Raw genomic sequence first — 15190 nt, 5'->3', positions numbered from 1 at the left:
CGGACCTTGGATCCGGGATCCGAGACGTGAACGTGCAGGTCAGCGGCCCTATCGCGGAGGTGGCGTGTGCCCAGAACAGCCGAGATAGCCGGCGCCGGACTGTCCGGCCTCGTCCTCGCCACGCGGCTGGCGCAGCTCGGCTGGCAGGTGCGGCTGCACGAGCGCAACCCCGAGCTGCGGATGTTCGGGGCCGGCATCTGGATCTGGGAGAGCGGGCTCCGGACGCTCGAGACGATCGGCGCCTTCGACCAGGCGACGGCCCGGGCCCGGAGCATCGCCGAGTGGCGGATCGCCGACCGGGACGGCGGTGTCCTCATGTCCCGCCGCACGACTCCGGACGACCGGCTCCTGCTGCCGCCGCGGGCGGACCTCTACGAGGCGCTCATCGCGCAGGCACAGCACTTCGGGGTGCAGATCGAGACCTCGTCGCTCGCGGTCGGTGCGTCGCCGGAGGGCCGGCTGCAGATGGAGGACGGCCGGGAGTACGCGGCCGACCTGGTGGTCGCCGCCGACGGCGCCTACTCCCGGCTGCGCGAGTCGATCTTCTCGACCGCGTGGATGGACTTCGGCACCGAGGCCGGCATCCGGATGATGATCGAGCGCGACGAGGGCGATCCCGAGGACACCATCATCGAGTACTGGCACGGCCGGCGCCGGTTGCTCTACAACCCGTGCACCGACGGCCAGGACTACATCTTCCTGAGCGCACCGGTGTCCGACGAGCGGGCCAGCCGGATGCCCGTCGACCGGGACCTGTGGCGGACGGAGTTCCCGGCCGCGGCCCACCTGGTCGATCGGTTCGCCGAGGCCAGCCGCTGGGACCGCCTGGTCAACGTCCGCTGCCGCTACTGGTCGAAGGGGCACGTCGCCGTCGTCGGGGACGCCGCCCACGCCATGCCCCCCAACCTCGGTCAGGCCGCCAACACCGCGTTCATCAACGCGATGGCGCTGGCGATGACCCTCGAGCACGAGAAGGACGTCCCGACCGCGCTCGCCCAGTGGGAGCGCGAGAACCGGGCGCTGACCGACCACGTGCAGTGGTGGTCCTACCTCTACGGGTTCGTCGTCGCCAAGGTGCCCGAGCGGATGGACGGCGTGCGGGCACGCCTCCTGCGCTCGGTGTCCGGCACCCGGCCCTTCCAGAACGGTCTGAACAAGGGAGCCCGGCACGTGCCCGCCGGCGCCCGGACCACGTCGCTCTCGTCCGCCTGAACCCGGAACCGCCCCGTTGCCGTGCCCACGAACCTGGAGGCTCTCTCGTGAAGTACGTGTCGTTCCTCAGCGACACCGGTCCCGGCGTCGGGGTGGTGCTCGGTGAGAACGTGTTCCCCGTCCCGCACGGGTACGCGGTCAGCGCCGACGGCGATCCCCTCGGGCTGCTCGAGCTGATCCAGCGGGGAGCACCGCACTCGGTGCCCTGCTCGACCAGCCCGGTGCCGTTGACCGACGTCCACCTGCTGGCACCGATCCCGCGCCCGCCGCGCAACGTGATCTGCGTCGGCCAGAACTACCACCAGCACTCGCTGGAGTTCGACGCCTCGGGGTACAACTCGACCCCCAGCAACGGGGTCCCGGACCGCCCGGTGGTCTTCACCAAGGCGCCCAGCTCGGTCATCGGGCCCGGTGACGTCATCCCGCTGCACGACGCGCTGACCACCGAGCTGGACTACGAGGCCGAGCTCGCCGTCATCATCGGCCGCGGGGGGCGGGGCATCCCGGCCGAGGAGGCCCTCGACCACGTCTGGGGCTACACGATCGTCAACGACGTCACCGCCCGGGACGTGCAGCGCGACCACCGCCAGTGGTTCCTCGGCAAGTCGCTGGACGGGTCCTGCCCGATGGGACCGTTCGCGGTCACCGCCGACGAGGTGGACCTCACCGACCTGCTGGTCGAGACCCGCGTGAACGGGGAGCTGCGGCAGAGCGCGAAGACCTCCGACCTGATCTTCGACGTCCCCACGCTCATCGCCACGATCAGCGCCGGCATGACCCTGCAGGCCGGCGACGTCATCGCGACCGGCACTCCGGCGGGGGTCGGGATCGGGTTCGACCCGCCGCGGTTCCTGCGGTCGGGCGACACTGTCGAGATCAGCATCACCGGGCTGGGCACGCTGACCAACACGGTCGGCGGGGCCGCCGGGACCGACCACGGAGCGTCCGGATGAGCCCTGACCCCACAGCCGCCGGTGCCCTGGCCGGGTTCTCGCCCATCCAGCGCGGCACGATCCGCGACGCCACCCGCGACGCGCTCCGCGACCTGATCATCAGCGGCGGCGTCGAGGTCGACACCCCACTGCGCCAGGACGAGCTCGCCGCCCGGCTCGGCATCAGCCGGACCCCACTGCGCGAGGCGCTGCACGCCCTGGCCAGCGAGGGACTGGTCACCTTCGACGCGCACCGGGGCGCGGTGGTCACCCGCCCGTCGGTCGCGCAGCTGCTCGACCTCTACGAGATCCGCGAGCAGCTCGAGGTGCTGGCCGGCCGCAAGGTGGTCGCCGGCACCACGGACGCCCACATCCGCGCCGTGCACGACCTGCACGACTCGATGCAGGGCGTCACCGACCCGGTGGCCTGGGCGCAGCTCAACCAGCAGTTCCACGCCACGCTCTACGCGCCCTGTGAGAACCGGGAACTGATCGCGCTGATCAGCACGCTGTCGGCCCGGGCCAAGTTCTACGTCCGCATCCTCGTCTCCACGGGTCCCTCCGCGGCAGTGGCGCACGGCGAGCACGGGGAGATGCTCGCCGCGCTCACCCGGCGAGATCCCGACGCGATGGAGGCGGCGATCCGCTCGCACCTGCAGGGCACCGCCGCGCACGTCGCCCCCGCCCTCGCCGCCGACGGCGGCTGACCAGCACTCCACCACCGCACACGCACCACGACACCCCTCCACCCGGCGCCGGACGCCGGCGAGGAGGGCGTGCCGTGGTCCCGCACACCCTTCGACAGCCAGGAGAGGAGTCCCCGTGTACGAGGACTGGACCCTGATCACCGGTGGCACCGTCATCGACGCCACCGGCGCCGACCCCCGCCGCGACACCGACGTGGTCCTGCACGGCGACACGATCGTCGCCGTCGGTGAGGACAGCACCGGCATCCCCATGCCGCCCAAGGAGCAGATGCGGCGGATCGACGCCACCGGGCGGACGGTGATGCCCGGCCTCATCGACGTGCACTGCCACATGACCTACGGCGAGGCCCGGTACGAGGAGGAGATCGACCTCTACACCAGCGCGGAGATGCGCACGCTGATCGCGGCCGCCAACGCCCGCAAGGTGCTGCGGGCCGGCGTCACGAGCATCTCCCAGCCCGGCGGCAGCTACTACATCGGCGTCGGCATCCGCGAGGGCATCAAGGCCGGACTGGTGCAGGGGCCACGGATGAGCGCGGCCGGCCGCTACCTGACGACCAGCAACGGCCTGACCGACTGGTTCCCCGACTCCGTCGGCGTCCCGGACGGCAACATCGGCACGCTGACCAACACCGCCGACGCGATGAAGAACGAGATCCGGCACCAGGTCAAGAACGGCGTCGACCTCATCAAGCTGGCCGACAGCCCCTACGGCGACTACCAGGCCTTCACCAACGACGAGATGAAGCTCGTCGCCGACCTGGTGCACCAGCTGGGGAAGAAGGTCACCATCCACGCCCGCGGCCCGGGCGAGGTGCGGGCCGCCGCGGACGCCGGCTTCGACTGGATCATGCACGGCAACGTCATGACCGACGAGGGCATCGAGAAGCTCGTCGAGAACGACGTCACCCTGGTGCCCACGCTGCTCCTGCTGGCCAACCTCGGCGACTGGCCCGAGCTCACCGGCGCCCCCTACCCGCAGTACCACGGGGCCCGCCGGATGCTCGAGAAGAGCGTCGAGAGCCTGCACAAGGCGCACGCGGCCGGCGTCCAGTTCGCCATGGGGACCGACACCGGTTTCGCCGTCACCCCCTACGGCGAGTGGCACGCCCGCGAACTGGAGCTGCTGCGGGTCTACGCCGGCATGTCGAACATGGACTGCATCCTCGCGGCCACCGCCAACGGCGCGAAGATGCTGGACCTGGAGGGCAGGCTCGGCAAGCTGCTCCCCGGCTACCTCGCCGACGTCATCGTGGTGAAGGGCAACCCGGCCGACGACCTGCACGTCCTGGTGGACAAGCGCAACGTCGAGATCGTCATCAAGGACGGCGTCGTCCAGGAGTTCCCCGACGACCTGGACATGGTCCGGTACCACAACGACCGGGACCCGCTGATCTACAGCCAGACCGAGCTGACCTACGACATGGTCACCGGCGACAACCCGGACAAGCCCTACAGCGTGCTGCCGTGGTCGATGACCGACGGCCTCGAGATCGCCCACGAGATCGACCGCAGCCAGCAGGCCCTCGTCCCCGAGGACGGCGCCGTCCACGACTGACGGCCCCACCCCCCGCGCACCGACCGCCGGCCGTCGCCGGCCCACCGATCCCGCGCTGCCCGGACCCGGGCGGCCGACCGAAGGGAGCACCTCCGTGACCGTCAACCTGCACCGCAAGCCCAAGGGTCTCGGCGAGCCGCTGGGCCGCTACTCCCACGTGGCCGTCGTCGCCGACGGCGACCCCGTGCTGATCGCCGGGCAGGTCGGCATGACCGAGGACGGCGAGCTCTACGGCGACGGCAGCTTCGCCGACCAGGTCCGCGGTGCCTACGCCAACCTCGGCACCGCCCTCGCCGCCGTCGGGGGCACGTTCGCCGACATCGCCAAGATGACCACCTACCTGGTCGGCGGCGGCACCCACCTGCCGGAGTTCATGAGCGTGCGCGGCGAGGTCTTCGCCGACATCTACCCCGACGGGGGCTACCCGCCCAACACGCTGCTGTTCGTCGAGCGCCTGGTCGAGGAACCGCTGTTGATCGAGGTGGAGGCCATCGCCGCCGTCCCCGGCGCCGCCCAGGTGGGGGTCGACGATGCCTGAGGTGGTCATCAACGGCCACACCACCACCTGGTGGGAGGCCGGCACCGGCGAGCCGCTGCTGCTCATCATGGGCACCGGGATGAGCGGCCGGGCCTGGGCCCACGAGGTCGAGGAGCTGTCCGCCCGGTACCGCTGCATCACCTACGACATGCGCGGCGTCGGCACCGCCGACTGCACCGACTCGGACTACACCCCCGCGCTGCTCGCCGAGGACGCCGTCGCCCTGCTCGACGCGCTCGGCATCGACGCCGCGCACGTCATGGGCTTCAGCCTCGGCTCGTGCACCGCGCAGGAGCTGGTGCTGGCCCACCCCGATCGGGTGCGCTCGGTGGTGCTGCTGTCCACCTGGTCCAGGACGGCGGACGAGAACCACGTCCGGCGCCACTACGAGTCACGCCGGTACGCGCTGCAGCACGGGCCCATGGACGTGTTCGGCAAGTTCGCGTTCTGGATGTGGTCGCCGACGCTGCTGGAGGAGGAGCACGACCGCATCTGCGCGCTGGAGGCCGAGCTGCGGGGGTGGACCGGGTCGAAGGACGTCTCCGGTTTCATCGGGCACTTCACCGCCGACCTCGCGCACGACGCCATCGACCGGCTGCCGTCGATCTCGGTGCCGGTGCTCGTCGTGCACGGTGACGAGGACCGGATCACCCTCCCGCGCTACAACCGGCGGGTCGCCGCCGCGATCCCCGGCGCGGAGTACGTCGAGATCCCCCGCGCCGGGCACCTGGCGTTCCTCGAGCAGCCGGCCGCGCTGAACAAGGCCGTCGAGGAGTTCCTCAGCAGGTCGGCGGGCTGAGCGCCATGGCCGCGACCACGGGCGCGACGCGCTTCGGCGTCCGCGCCGCCGTCCACGACTACTCGGGGGTCGTCGTGCTCCGCGAGGTCGACTTCGAGCTGCGCGGCGGGGAGATCCATGCGCTGCTCGGGGAGAACGGCTCGGGGAAGAGCACGCTGATCAAGGTGCTCACCGGGGCGGTGCGGCCGACCGGCGGCACGCTCCTCCTCGACGGCGAGCCGATCCACCTCGCCACCCCCCAGCAGGCGCAGGCGGCCGGGGTCGCGGTCGTGCACCAGAACTACAACCTGTTCCCCGACCTCTCGGTCGAGAAGACCCTGCTCGCCAGTGCCGCGGACGTCCCACGGCGGGTCACCGGCCTCGGTGCCGTCGACCACCGCGCCTGGCGGCGCCGGGTGCGCGAGCTGCTGCACCGGCTCGGCGTCGACCTCGACCCCCGGGCGCTGGTCGGCACGCTCGGCCCCGCCGAGCGCAAGTTCGTCGAGATCGCCCGGGCGATGGTGACCGAGCCGCGGTTCCTGGTCCTCGACGAGCCGACCGCCTCGCTCGAGCCGGCCGCCGCCGACCGGGTGCTCACCCTCATGCGCACCCTGCGGACGCACGGCGTCGGGCTGGCCTTCGTCTCCCACCGGCTGGACGAGGTGGCGGCCACCGCCGACCGGGTGACCGTGCTGCGGGACGGGCAGCGGGTGGCCGAGCGTCCCAGCGCCGGGCTGACCACCGCCGAGATGGCCCGCCTGATGGTGGGCGACCGGCCGCAGGAGTCCCTGCGCCCTGCGGTGCCGACGGTCCGCCCGGAGGTGCTGCTCCGGGTCCACGAGGTCCGGGTCTCCGACGACGGCGGCGCCTTCGACCTCGACGTGCACGTGGGCGAGATCCTCGCGGTCACCGGGCTGGTCGGCTCCGGGGCGGCGCGGTTCGTCGCCATGGTCGGCGGCGACGTGCCCCTGCGTGGCCGCGCGGAGATCGACGGTCGCCCGGTGCCGCTGCGGACCGCGCGGGACGCGCAGGCCCAGGGGATCGGCTTCATCCCCGAGGACCGCAAGGCGCGGGGCCTGGTCCTCGAGCACTCGTGCGCGGTCAACATCTCGCTCGCGTCGCTCGGCCAGGTCGCCACCGCCGGACGGGTGTCCCGGCGCCGGCTGCTGCGCCGGGCCGAGGACTTCCGGACCCGGCTGGACATCCGGATGCCGTCCCTCGACGCCCCGGCGTCGACCCTCTCGGGCGGCAACCAGCAGAAGGTGCTGGTCGCCAAGTGGCTCGCCTCCGGCGTCCGGCTGCTCGCCGTGGAGGAGCCCACCCAGGGCGTCGACATCGGCGGGCGGGCGCAGATCCACGACCTGCTGCACGAGTTCACGGCCGGCGGGGGCGCGGTGGTGCTGTTCTCCACCGACGTCCGCGAGGTCCTCGGGCTCGCCGACCGGGTCGCGGTCTTCCGCCACGGCGGACTGTCGCGGGTCCACCCCGTCGGCGACCTCGACCAGGCCCGGCTCACCGCCCTCACCGCAGGCGAGGAGGACGGTCCCCGCGGCCACGGTCCCTCGCCCGCGGACGGCGCGTTCCCGGCTTCCCCCGCCCCGCCGTCCTCCTCGATCCCGTCCGCTCGCCCGACCCTCCGGATGGAGAGCTCCCGATGACCGCGATGCGTGAACGCCCTGTCCGCAGTGACCCCACGGGGGAGGGAACCCCCCGGCCGCAGGTGCGGGTCCGTGGTGCCCTCTTCGACCGGCTGTTCGTCCCGGTCGTCCTGCTGGCGCTGATCGCCTACCTGTCCGCGACCAACGACGCGTTCTTCTCCCGGATCAACGTCACGAACGTGCTCATGCAGGCGTCGATCCTGGCGATCGTCTCCTTCGGCGCCACGTTCGTGATCATGGCGGGGCAGCTGGACCTGTCGATGGGCACCGGCTCGGCGCTGATCAGCGTCATCGGCGCGACCGTGATGGTCGACACCGGCTCGATCCTGCTCGGGGTCGCGGTGTGCCTGCTGGCCGGGCTGCTGCTGGGCCTGGTCAACGGCCTGGTGGTCACCGCGCTCCAGGTGCCCTCGTTCATCGCGACCCTCGGCACGATGATCATCTGCGGTGGCGTCGCGCTCGCCCTGACCAACGGCGGCGTGGTCAGCGGGCTCCCCTCCGGCTTCCGCGAGGTGGCCACGCTGCGCCTGTTCGGCCTGCCGGTGCTGGTCTGGGGGACCGCCGCGGTCTTCCTGCTCCTGTGGTGGCTGCAGCGCCAGACGGTCTTCGGCTACCAGGTGCTCGCGGTCGGCGGCAATGCCGAGGCCGCCCGGCTCTCGGGCATCTCGCTGGGTCGCGTCCGGCTGCTGGTGTTCGTCCTGGCCGGCGCCGCGACGGCGCTGGCCGCGCTGGCGCTGCTCGTCCGCGTGCAGTCCGGGCAGCCCAACGCCAACGGCACGCTGGCCCTCGAGGCGATCGCGGCCGTCGTCGTCGGCGGCACCAGCCTCAACGGCGGCCGCGGCTCGGTCGTGCGCACCCTCTGGGGCGTGCTGCTCATCGCGGTCCTGCGCAACGGACTGGACCTCAGCGGCATCAGCGAGGACTACAAGCAGGTGGTCCTCGGGACGGTGTTCATCCTCGCCGCGTCGGTGGACTTCCTCCGCCGACGCCTGGTCCGCCGTCGGGTCACCCCGTCCTCCGCCGGTCCCGCGCTGTCCACCCCCGCGCCGCCGGATCCGGCACCCGGCGAGGTCGCCGCCGGCACCGACGTCCCCCCGCCGTCAGCGGCCGCCCCACCCCGCTGACCCCAGCCCGCGCCTGGCCCGATCGTGCCGCGCGCGTCCGCAGGTCCCCCCGCCTGCACGTACCGCTCCGGTCCCGGACAGCGCCGTCCCCCGGCCGATGTCCACCACCCCTCCAGGAGGCACCCGTGCGCACCTCGACCCTGCCCCTCTCCACCCGCTCGGCCACCCGCCGGCGTACCGCCGGCGCGCTGACCGCCGCCGGGCTCGTCCTCTCCCTCGCCGCCTGCTCCGGTGGCAGCGACGAGGCAGCCGCCGCCGGGGGCGGGGGTGGCGACGACGACCTGACCGTCGAGATGAACCTCTACTCGCGGTCCCTGCCCTACTTCCAGGACTTCGTGGCGGGAGCCCAGGAGCGGGCCGACGCCGAGGGCGTGACCCTCAACGTCACCTACGGCGAGACCGATCCGCAGCTGCAGTACGACCAGGTGCAGAACGCGCTCACCCAGTCGCCGGACGGCGTGATCGTCGTCCCCGTCGACCCGGCTGCCCTGATCCCCGTCTTCCAGCAGGCGTCGGACGGCGGCATCCCGGTGCTCACGGCGATCAACGACATCGAGGAGGACGGCTGGGCGTCGGTCGTCGGCCACGTCGGCAAGGAGTACACCGAGGTCGGCCGGGAGAAGGCGCAGTACCTCGTCGACACCCTCGGCGGGCAGGGGACGGTCGCGATCATCCACGGCATCCGCGGCCTGCTGTTCAGCGAGCTGCAGGCGGAGGGGGCGAGGGAGGTCTTCGCCGAGAACCCCGGCATCACCGTCATCGAGGGCCCCTACACCGGTGAGTTCAGCTCCGACGCCGGCCTGGCCGCCGCGGAGAACGTGCTCACCGCCAACCCCGACGTCGACGCCCTCTACTTCGACAACGACGACATCGCCCTGGGCGGGGTGCTCGCCGCCCAGCAGCGGGGGATCGCCATGGAGGACATCGTCATCATCGGCACCGACGGGGGCGAGCCGGCCCGGCAGGCGGTGGCCGCCGGTGAGCTGGACATGACCATCACGCTGTGCGGGTTCCTGAACGGCAAGCAGGCGATGGACACCCTGGTGACCTTCATCCGGGACGGCGAGGAGCCCTCCGGGCGCACCGTCGACGTGACCAGCCAGATGGTGACCCCGGACACCTACGAGGACGTCGAGGCGCTCATCGCCTCCGGCGACTGCTGAGACCCGCTCCCGGTCCGGCACCCACCCTGCCGGACCGGGAGCGGGCCACTCGTGAGACCGACCGACCAGGAGCCCGAGATGTCCGACGCCCGTCCCTTCACCTCCGGCCGCGACCAGGTCATCAGCTATCCGGTCACCGCCGCCGGCATCCGCACCCGCGTCGTCGAGTCCGTCGGCGGCGGGACGCCGCTGGTCTGCCTGCACGGCGCGGGCTCGCGGGCCGACCGGTTCGTACCGGCCGTCCCGGGGCTGGTCGACGCCGGCTACCACGTCTACGCGATCGACTCGCCGGGACACGGGCTCGCCGACAAGGGTGCCGGCCCCGAGTACACCGCCGCGGGGTTCGCCTCCTTCGTCACCGGTGTCCTGGACCAGCTCGGGCTCTCCGCCGTCACCGTCGCGGGCACCTCACTGGGCGCGCACGTGGCGGCGCACCTGGCGCTCACCCGGCCGGACCTCGTCTCGTCACTGGTGCTGATCGGTGCCATCGGCCTGGCACCGCTGCCGGAGGAGAACATGACGCCGCGCGAGGTGCTGGCCGACGCCAGCGACGCGGGCGTCCGCCGCAAGCTGGACCTGCTCGTCGCGGACCCGGCGATGGTGACCGACGCGTGGGTCCGCGAGGAGTCGATGATCAACTCGTCGCTGGGTGCCCGCGAGTCGCTCACCGCGACGGCGGACTTCCTGCTCGGCCCCTGCAACGACGACCTCCTCGCCGACGCGCTGCGCGCCGCGGGTCTGGGCACCCGCACGCTGCTGGTCTGGGGCGAGGACGACCGCTGGACGCCGCTGTCCATGGGCGAGGCGGCGCACGCCGCCCTGCCGGGGTCGGAGCTCGCCGTGATGACCGGCTGCGGCCACGCCCCGTACTTCGAGGACCCCGACCGCTTCGCCGAGATCATGGCCGGCTGGCGGCGCCGCCAGCTCGGGTGACCGCGCCGGACGGGGCGCCGGGGCTCGGGCACCCTCCGGCGGCGCCGGCAGGGGCCGCCCCGGCCGCGGTGTCGCTCTGGCGCCTGCCGGCCATGCAGGCCCTGGTGGCGGTCAGCCTGGCCGGCTTCACCAGCTTCTGCCTGACGCTCAGCGCCCTCCCCTCGTGGGCGGCGGCCGGCGGCGCGACGCCGGCCGCCGCCGGCCTGGTGATCGCCGTGCTGCTCGGTTGCACGGTGCTCACGCAGGCCGTGGTCCCGGTGCTCGTCGCCCGGCTCGGGCCGCCCCGGCTCTTCGCCCTCGGCCTGGTGGCCCTCGGCCTGCCGGCGCTGGGCTACCTGGTCAGCGACGCGCTGTGGTGGTTGATGGCCGTCTCCGCCCTCCGCGGGGCCGGGTTCGCCGTGGTGACGGTGGTGGGCGCGACCGTGACCGCAGGCATCGCGCCCCCGGGGCGGCACGGGGAGGCCGTCGGCATCTACAGCCTGTCCAGCTCACTGCCCAACCTGCTCGCCGTGCCGGCCGGCGTGGCGCTCACCCTCGCCGGGCACTTCGAGTGGGTCGCCGTCCTGGCCGCCGCACCCGTTCTCGCGGTGCCGCTCGTGCGGGCGCTCGGTCGGGGTCACCCCGCGCCGGGGCGGAGCAGTGCACCGGCGCCCGGGGCGCCGCGCCGCGCGCTCCTCGCCGCGGCCGGTCCCGCCGTCGTGCTGCTGGTGGCCGCGCTGGCGTGCAGCGGGCTGGTCACCTTCCTGCCGATCGGTCGTCCGGACGGCGTGCTCGCCACGGTGTCCCTGCTGTTCTTCGGTGGGACGGCCGCCCTCACCCGGTGGCGGGCCGGGGCGCTCGCGGACCGGACCGGGAGCCGGCTGCTGCTGCCGGCGGCGCTGTGCCTGTGCGCGGCCGGGCTCGTCCTGGTCGCCGGCGGGCTGGCTGCCGGCCGGGGGCCGGGCCGGGATGCGGTGGTCCTCCTCGGCGCCACGGTCTTCGGCGTCGGCTGGGGTGCGGTGCAGAACCTGACCCTGGTGGCCGCGTTCGGCCGGGTGGGTCCGGACCGGGCAGCCACCGCCAGCGCCGTGTGGAACGCCGCGTTCGACACCGGGCTCGCCGTGGGTGCGCTGGTGGTCGGGGCGGTCGCCGGCACGGCCCTCGGCCTGCCGTGGACCTACGTGCTGTGTGCGCTGCTCGTCGCGGGCAGCCTGCCGCTGGCGGTCGCGACCGCACCGGGCCGGCGCCCGCCGCGGCCGCGCTGAGCCAGACCCCGTCAGGACCGGTGGACATGGCCGCCGGGGTCCCTGGGGCGGGAGAGGAACGGGACGGCGTTTCGGAACGGTGGTGGTGCACGGCGACGGGCACCCGTTCGTACGGTCCGGCGGTCCGCGCACGCGTCACGGGGGAGTCCCGATGAACGACACCATGCTCATGCCGCAGCTCCCGCCGGAGCCGCAGCCGGCCCCGGCCACACCGTTCTGGAAGCGCCGCTGGGTCGTCGTGACGGCGAGCATCTTGCTCGGGCTCTTCCTGATCGGCAGCATCGCGGGGCCGCCCGAGACCGAGCCCGCCGCCAGCACCACACCCACGGCGGAGACCTCCGCACCGGCGACGTCGCCGTCCTCCTCGCCGGCCGCCCGGTCGTCGGCCAGCGGGCTGGTGGCCCCGCCCTCGGCCGCCTCCACGGTTCCGCAGCCGGCGGTCAGCCCCCCGCCGGCCACCGTGGTGCCGACGCCCCCCGCGTCGACCGCCCCCGCGCCCCGGCCGGCCCCGGCCCCGGCGCCCGCACCCCGCCCTGCGCCGGCTCCTGCCCCTGCCCCTGCCCCGGCACCTGCACCAGCACCAGCACCAGCACCCGCGCCGGCACCCGCGCCGGCCCCGGCCCCGGCCCCGGCTCCGGCTCCCTCGAGCGTCTCCTACGCCAACTGCGACGCGGTCAGGGCCGCCGGCGCCGCCCCCATCCGCAGCGGCGAGCCCGGCTACAGCTCGAAGCTGGACCGCGACGGCGACGGCGTGGGCTGCGAGAACTGATCCCTCGCGGCTGCGGTTTGCGCTCCCCGGCGGAGGTGGCGCAGGTTGGCCGGCATGAGTGCAGCGCAGCGCCATGAGTCGGGACTGGTCGTCGAGGACCGCGGGCACGTCCGCCTGCTCACCCTCGACCGACCCGAGCGGCGCAACGCGCTGTCGTCGGCGATCCAGGCCGACCTCGTCGAGGAGCTGCTGCGCTGCGCCGAGGACCGGGAGGTGCGGGCGATCGTGCTCACCGGCACCGGTCCGGCCTTCTGCGCCGGCTTCGACCTCAAGGAGATCCGCGAGGGCGACCGCCGCGGCGAGCACTTCCGCCCGCCGATGAACCGGCCCACCCGGGCGCTGTTCGAGGTGGTCACCGAGACACCGGTCCCGATCGTCGCGGCGCTGAACGGAGCGGCGGTCGCCGGCGGGTTCGAGCTTGCCCTGGCCTGTGATCTGCGGGTCGCCGCGCCCGGCATCCCGATGGGCCTGCCCGAGGCCAAGATCGGGATGGGCGCCAACTTCGGCTCCGTCGTCCTGCCCAAGCGCATCCCGATGGGCATCGCGCTGGAACTGCTCTACACCGGCGAGTACGTCACGAGCGAGGTCGCCGAGCGGTGGGGGCTGGTCAACCGCCTCGTCCCGGCCGACGACGTGCTGCCCACGGCGCTGCGGCTGGCCGAGGCGATCGCGGCCAACGCCCCGCTGTCGGTCCGGCGGATGAAGGAGACCGCGGTCAAGGCGCTCGAGCTCCCGCTGTGGCAGGCGCTGCGGCTCGACGTGGGCCCCAACCCCTACCTGTCCGAGGACCGCGAGGAGGGCATCGCCGCGCAGCTGGACAAGCGGCCGCCGCGCTGGCGGGGCCGCTAGGGCGCGCCTCCAGACGTGAGCGGCCCATCCGGCGCTCGGTCACCGGGTCGTCTCGGCGTTGTACGCCAGGACGGCGTCGATCCAGAACCGCAGGTCGCCGTCGTCGCTGAGCGCCTCCTCGTCGACGGTGATCCAGCCCTCGCCCATCGACCGGCCCGTGCCCATCTCGGCCCGGCGGGCCCCGGGGACCCCCAGGTACTCGGCATCGCGATCGCGGGACACGCGCACGAGCAGGGCGCCGCCGCCACCGGAGACGCAGGCCACCATCTGCTCACGGACCATGAACGCGAGGCCGCCGAACATCGTCACCTCACGCACGTCCTCCTCGTCGGAGAGCGCGGCGCGAACGCGGCCGGCGAGCTCGGTGTCGTAGGCCACTCGCGTGTCCTTCCTGGTCGGTCGACGAACCCGTCACGGGTTCGAGGCTCCGCTCGGAACCGGGTCAGGCCAGTCGGCTCCGCAACGTCGGCACGCCGTCGCCGCTGAGGTGGCTCAGAGCGGTCGCCCGGCCGGTGATCGCCAGCAGGAGCGCCTCTGCGTTGCCGCGCACGGTCGGACCGCCGCCGTGCGCCCAGTCGATGTCGTCCGCCTCGAACCGCAACCCGTCCAGGGTGCCCTTGGCGACGATGCCCCCCGCGGAGCCGGCGGTCAGGAAGGTCAGCGACGTGCGCACGCGCTCCTCGGGGACCTCGCGCGGCAGTCCCAGCGGCCAGCGGATGTCCAGGCCGTGGACCAGGAGGTCGGTGAGGGGCGCCTCGGGACCTGACCCGGGCGGGGTGAACCGCGAGTCGGCTCTCCGGCGCAACACCTCGGTGAGCTCGCTGACGGGCCGTCGTGCCTGCTCGCGGGTCAGCCGGACGTTGGCCCGGTCGAAGTTCCCGCGGCACACCAGCATGGCCAGCGCGAACTTCGGGATGCCCACCTCCAGCGGCACGACCAGGTGGGCGAGCACGTCGTGGACGCTCCACTCGCTGCACAGGCTCCGCGTCGCCAGCTGCTCGTCCGTCAGTCCCGACACCAGGGCAGCCAGACCGCGCCGCTCGTCGGCGATCTCCGCGAACGTGTCCACGAGGCGATCCTGGCATGGCCGGAGGCCCGTCCGTCCGTGCAGATCCGGGACCCCGACCTGGGGCGGGCACACTGGCCGCCGTGGCCAGGACCAGCGCGGGGGTGCTGCTGTACCGCCGTCGCCCGGACGGCGGGTGCGAGGTCCTGCTCGGGCACATGGGCGGGCCGTTCTGGGCGCGCAAGGACGACGGTGCCTGGTCGATCCCGAAGGGCGAGTACGCCGACGGCGAGGACCCGTTCGCCGTCGCCCGCCGGGAGTTCGAGGAGGAGCTCGGGTCCCCGGTGCCCGCGGAGGGCTTCGCCGCCCTCGGCCCGCTGCGGGCCGGCGCGAAACTGCTCACCGTCTGGGCGGCCGAGGGCGACCTCGATGCCGCGACCTGCCGCAGCAACACCTTCGAGCTGGAGTGGCCGCCCCGGTCCGGCCGCGTCCACGAGTTCCCGGAGATCGACCGGGCGGCGTGGTTCGCGGTCGACGATGCCCGGGTCAAGCTGGTCCCGGGCCAGGTGCCCTTCCTCGACCGGCTGCTCGACGTGGTCGCCGGACCCGGCACATGACGTTCCGGTGACGTGACGTCCCACCCATCCCGGAACGGCTGGTCGAGGGCGTCGGCCCTGGCAGGGTGCGCAGACGGACGGGGTCGACGGGACTCCCGGTGT

Annotated in this window: 17 protein-coding genes; 14 read left to right on the top strand and 3 right to left on the bottom strand. The window is 73.5% G+C overall.

The window, feature by feature from the left end; genetic code table 11:
- Nucleotides 1–66: 66 nt before the first annotated feature.
- From GCU56_RS03810 to GCU56_RS03760, 11 genes are all read left to right on the top strand, one after another.
- Nucleotides 67–1212 (top strand): FAD-dependent monooxygenase, encoded by a 1146-nt coding sequence (locus tag GCU56_RS03810; RefSeq protein ID WP_163480194.1) that lies wholly within the window; start codon nucleotides 67–69, stop codon nucleotides 1210–1212.
- A 47-nt stretch (nucleotides 1213–1259) separates the two neighbouring features.
- Nucleotides 1260–2165 carry a fumarylacetoacetate hydrolase family protein gene (locus GCU56_RS03805; protein ID WP_204331424.1) on the top strand — a complete coding sequence of 302 codons (906 nt, stop codon included), beginning with the start codon at nucleotides 1260–1262 and terminating at the stop codon, nucleotides 2163–2165.
- On the top strand, nucleotides 2162–2851 hold the full coding sequence (locus GCU56_RS03800; RefSeq protein ID WP_163480193.1) for a GntR family transcriptional regulator: 690 nt from the start codon (nucleotides 2162–2164) through the stop codon (nucleotides 2849–2851). The genes GCU56_RS03805 and GCU56_RS03800 overlap by 4 nt, the downstream gene beginning before the upstream one ends.
- 115 nt (nucleotides 2852–2966) lie before the next feature.
- Nucleotides 2967–4409: an amidohydrolase family protein gene (locus tag GCU56_RS03795; protein ID WP_163480192.1), complete on the top strand. Its 1443-nt coding sequence runs from the start codon at nucleotides 2967–2969 to the stop codon at nucleotides 4407–4409.
- A gap of 94 nt (nucleotides 4410–4503) precedes the next feature.
- Nucleotides 4504–4947 (top strand): Rid family hydrolase, encoded by a 444-nt coding sequence (locus tag GCU56_RS03790; protein ID WP_163480191.1) that lies wholly within the window; start codon nucleotides 4504–4506, stop codon nucleotides 4945–4947.
- Nucleotides 4940–5746, top strand: coding sequence for an alpha/beta fold hydrolase (locus GCU56_RS03785; RefSeq protein WP_163480190.1), 807 nt, complete (start codon nucleotides 4940–4942; stop codon nucleotides 5744–5746). The genes GCU56_RS03790 and GCU56_RS03785 overlap by 8 nt, the downstream gene beginning before the upstream one ends.
- 5 nt (nucleotides 5747–5751) lie before the next feature.
- A complete protein-coding gene (locus tag GCU56_RS03780; RefSeq protein WP_163480189.1) occupies nucleotides 5752–7383 on the top strand; it encodes a sugar ABC transporter ATP-binding protein in 1632 nt (543 codons plus the stop codon).
- Nucleotides 7380–8507 (top strand): ABC transporter permease, encoded by a 1128-nt coding sequence (locus GCU56_RS03775; RefSeq protein WP_163480188.1) that lies wholly within the window; start codon nucleotides 7380–7382, stop codon nucleotides 8505–8507. The genes GCU56_RS03780 and GCU56_RS03775 overlap by 4 nt, the downstream gene beginning before the upstream one ends.
- Before the next feature lie 125 nt (nucleotides 8508–8632).
- Nucleotides 8633–9670 carry a substrate-binding domain-containing protein gene (locus GCU56_RS03770; RefSeq protein WP_163480187.1) on the top strand — a complete coding sequence of 346 codons (1038 nt, stop codon included), beginning with the start codon at nucleotides 8633–8635 and terminating at the stop codon, nucleotides 9668–9670.
- Between the two features lie 78 nt (nucleotides 9671–9748).
- Nucleotides 9749–10603, top strand: a complete 855-nt coding sequence (locus GCU56_RS03765) for an alpha/beta fold hydrolase (protein ID WP_163480186.1) — start codon at nucleotides 9749–9751, stop codon at nucleotides 10601–10603.
- A 68-nt stretch (nucleotides 10604–10671) separates the two neighbouring features.
- Nucleotides 10672–11847, top strand: a complete 1176-nt coding sequence (locus GCU56_RS03760) for an MFS transporter (protein ID WP_345771615.1) — start codon at nucleotides 10672–10674, stop codon at nucleotides 11845–11847.
- A 135-nt stretch (nucleotides 11848–11982) separates the two neighbouring features.
- On the opposite strand, the gene GCU56_RS25000 is transcribed toward GCU56_RS03760, so the two are convergent.
- Nucleotides 11983–12270: a hypothetical protein gene (locus GCU56_RS25000; RefSeq protein ID WP_163480163.1), complete on the bottom strand. Its 288-nt coding sequence runs from the start codon at nucleotides 12268–12270 to the stop codon at nucleotides 11983–11985.
- Between GCU56_RS25000 and GCU56_RS24995 the strand changes: the two genes are divergently transcribed.
- Together GCU56_RS24995 and GCU56_RS03745 are read left to right on the top strand one after the other, a co-directional pair.
- Nucleotides 12245–12616: an excalibur calcium-binding domain-containing protein gene (locus GCU56_RS24995; protein WP_345771640.1), complete on the top strand. Its 372-nt coding sequence runs from the start codon at nucleotides 12245–12247 to the stop codon at nucleotides 12614–12616. The genes GCU56_RS25000 and GCU56_RS24995 overlap by 26 nt on opposite strands.
- Before the next feature lie 54 nt (nucleotides 12617–12670).
- Nucleotides 12671–13465 carry an enoyl-CoA hydratase/isomerase family protein gene (locus GCU56_RS03745; protein WP_163480185.1) on the top strand — a complete coding sequence of 265 codons (795 nt, stop codon included), beginning with the start codon at nucleotides 12671–12673 and terminating at the stop codon, nucleotides 13463–13465.
- Nucleotides 13466–13504: 39 nt separating this feature from the next.
- Here GCU56_RS03745 and GCU56_RS03740 read toward each other — a convergent pair whose 3' ends face one another.
- Entirely contained in the window at nucleotides 13505–13843 is a 339-nt protein-coding gene (locus tag GCU56_RS03740; RefSeq protein ID WP_204331423.1) for a TfoX/Sxy family protein, read from the bottom strand.
- Nucleotides 13844–13907: 64 nt separating this feature from the next.
- Entirely contained in the window at nucleotides 13908–14534 is a 627-nt protein-coding gene (locus tag GCU56_RS03735) for a maleylpyruvate isomerase family mycothiol-dependent enzyme (protein WP_163480184.1), read from the bottom strand.
- An 80-nt stretch (nucleotides 14535–14614) separates the two neighbouring features.
- Between GCU56_RS03735 and GCU56_RS03730 the strand changes: the two genes are divergently transcribed.
- Entirely contained in the window at nucleotides 14615–15088 is a 474-nt protein-coding gene (locus tag GCU56_RS03730; protein WP_163480183.1) for an NUDIX domain-containing protein, read from the top strand.
- The last annotated feature ends 102 nt before the right edge of the window (nucleotides 15089–15190 follow it).

Origin of the sequence: Geodermatophilus sabuli (assembly GCF_010686765.1) — a bacterium.
GTDB classification, from domain to species: Bacteria; Actinomycetota; Actinomycetes; order Mycobacteriales; family Geodermatophilaceae; genus Geodermatophilus; species Geodermatophilus sabuli_A.
This window is presented reverse-complemented; position numbering and strand designations above follow the sequence as displayed.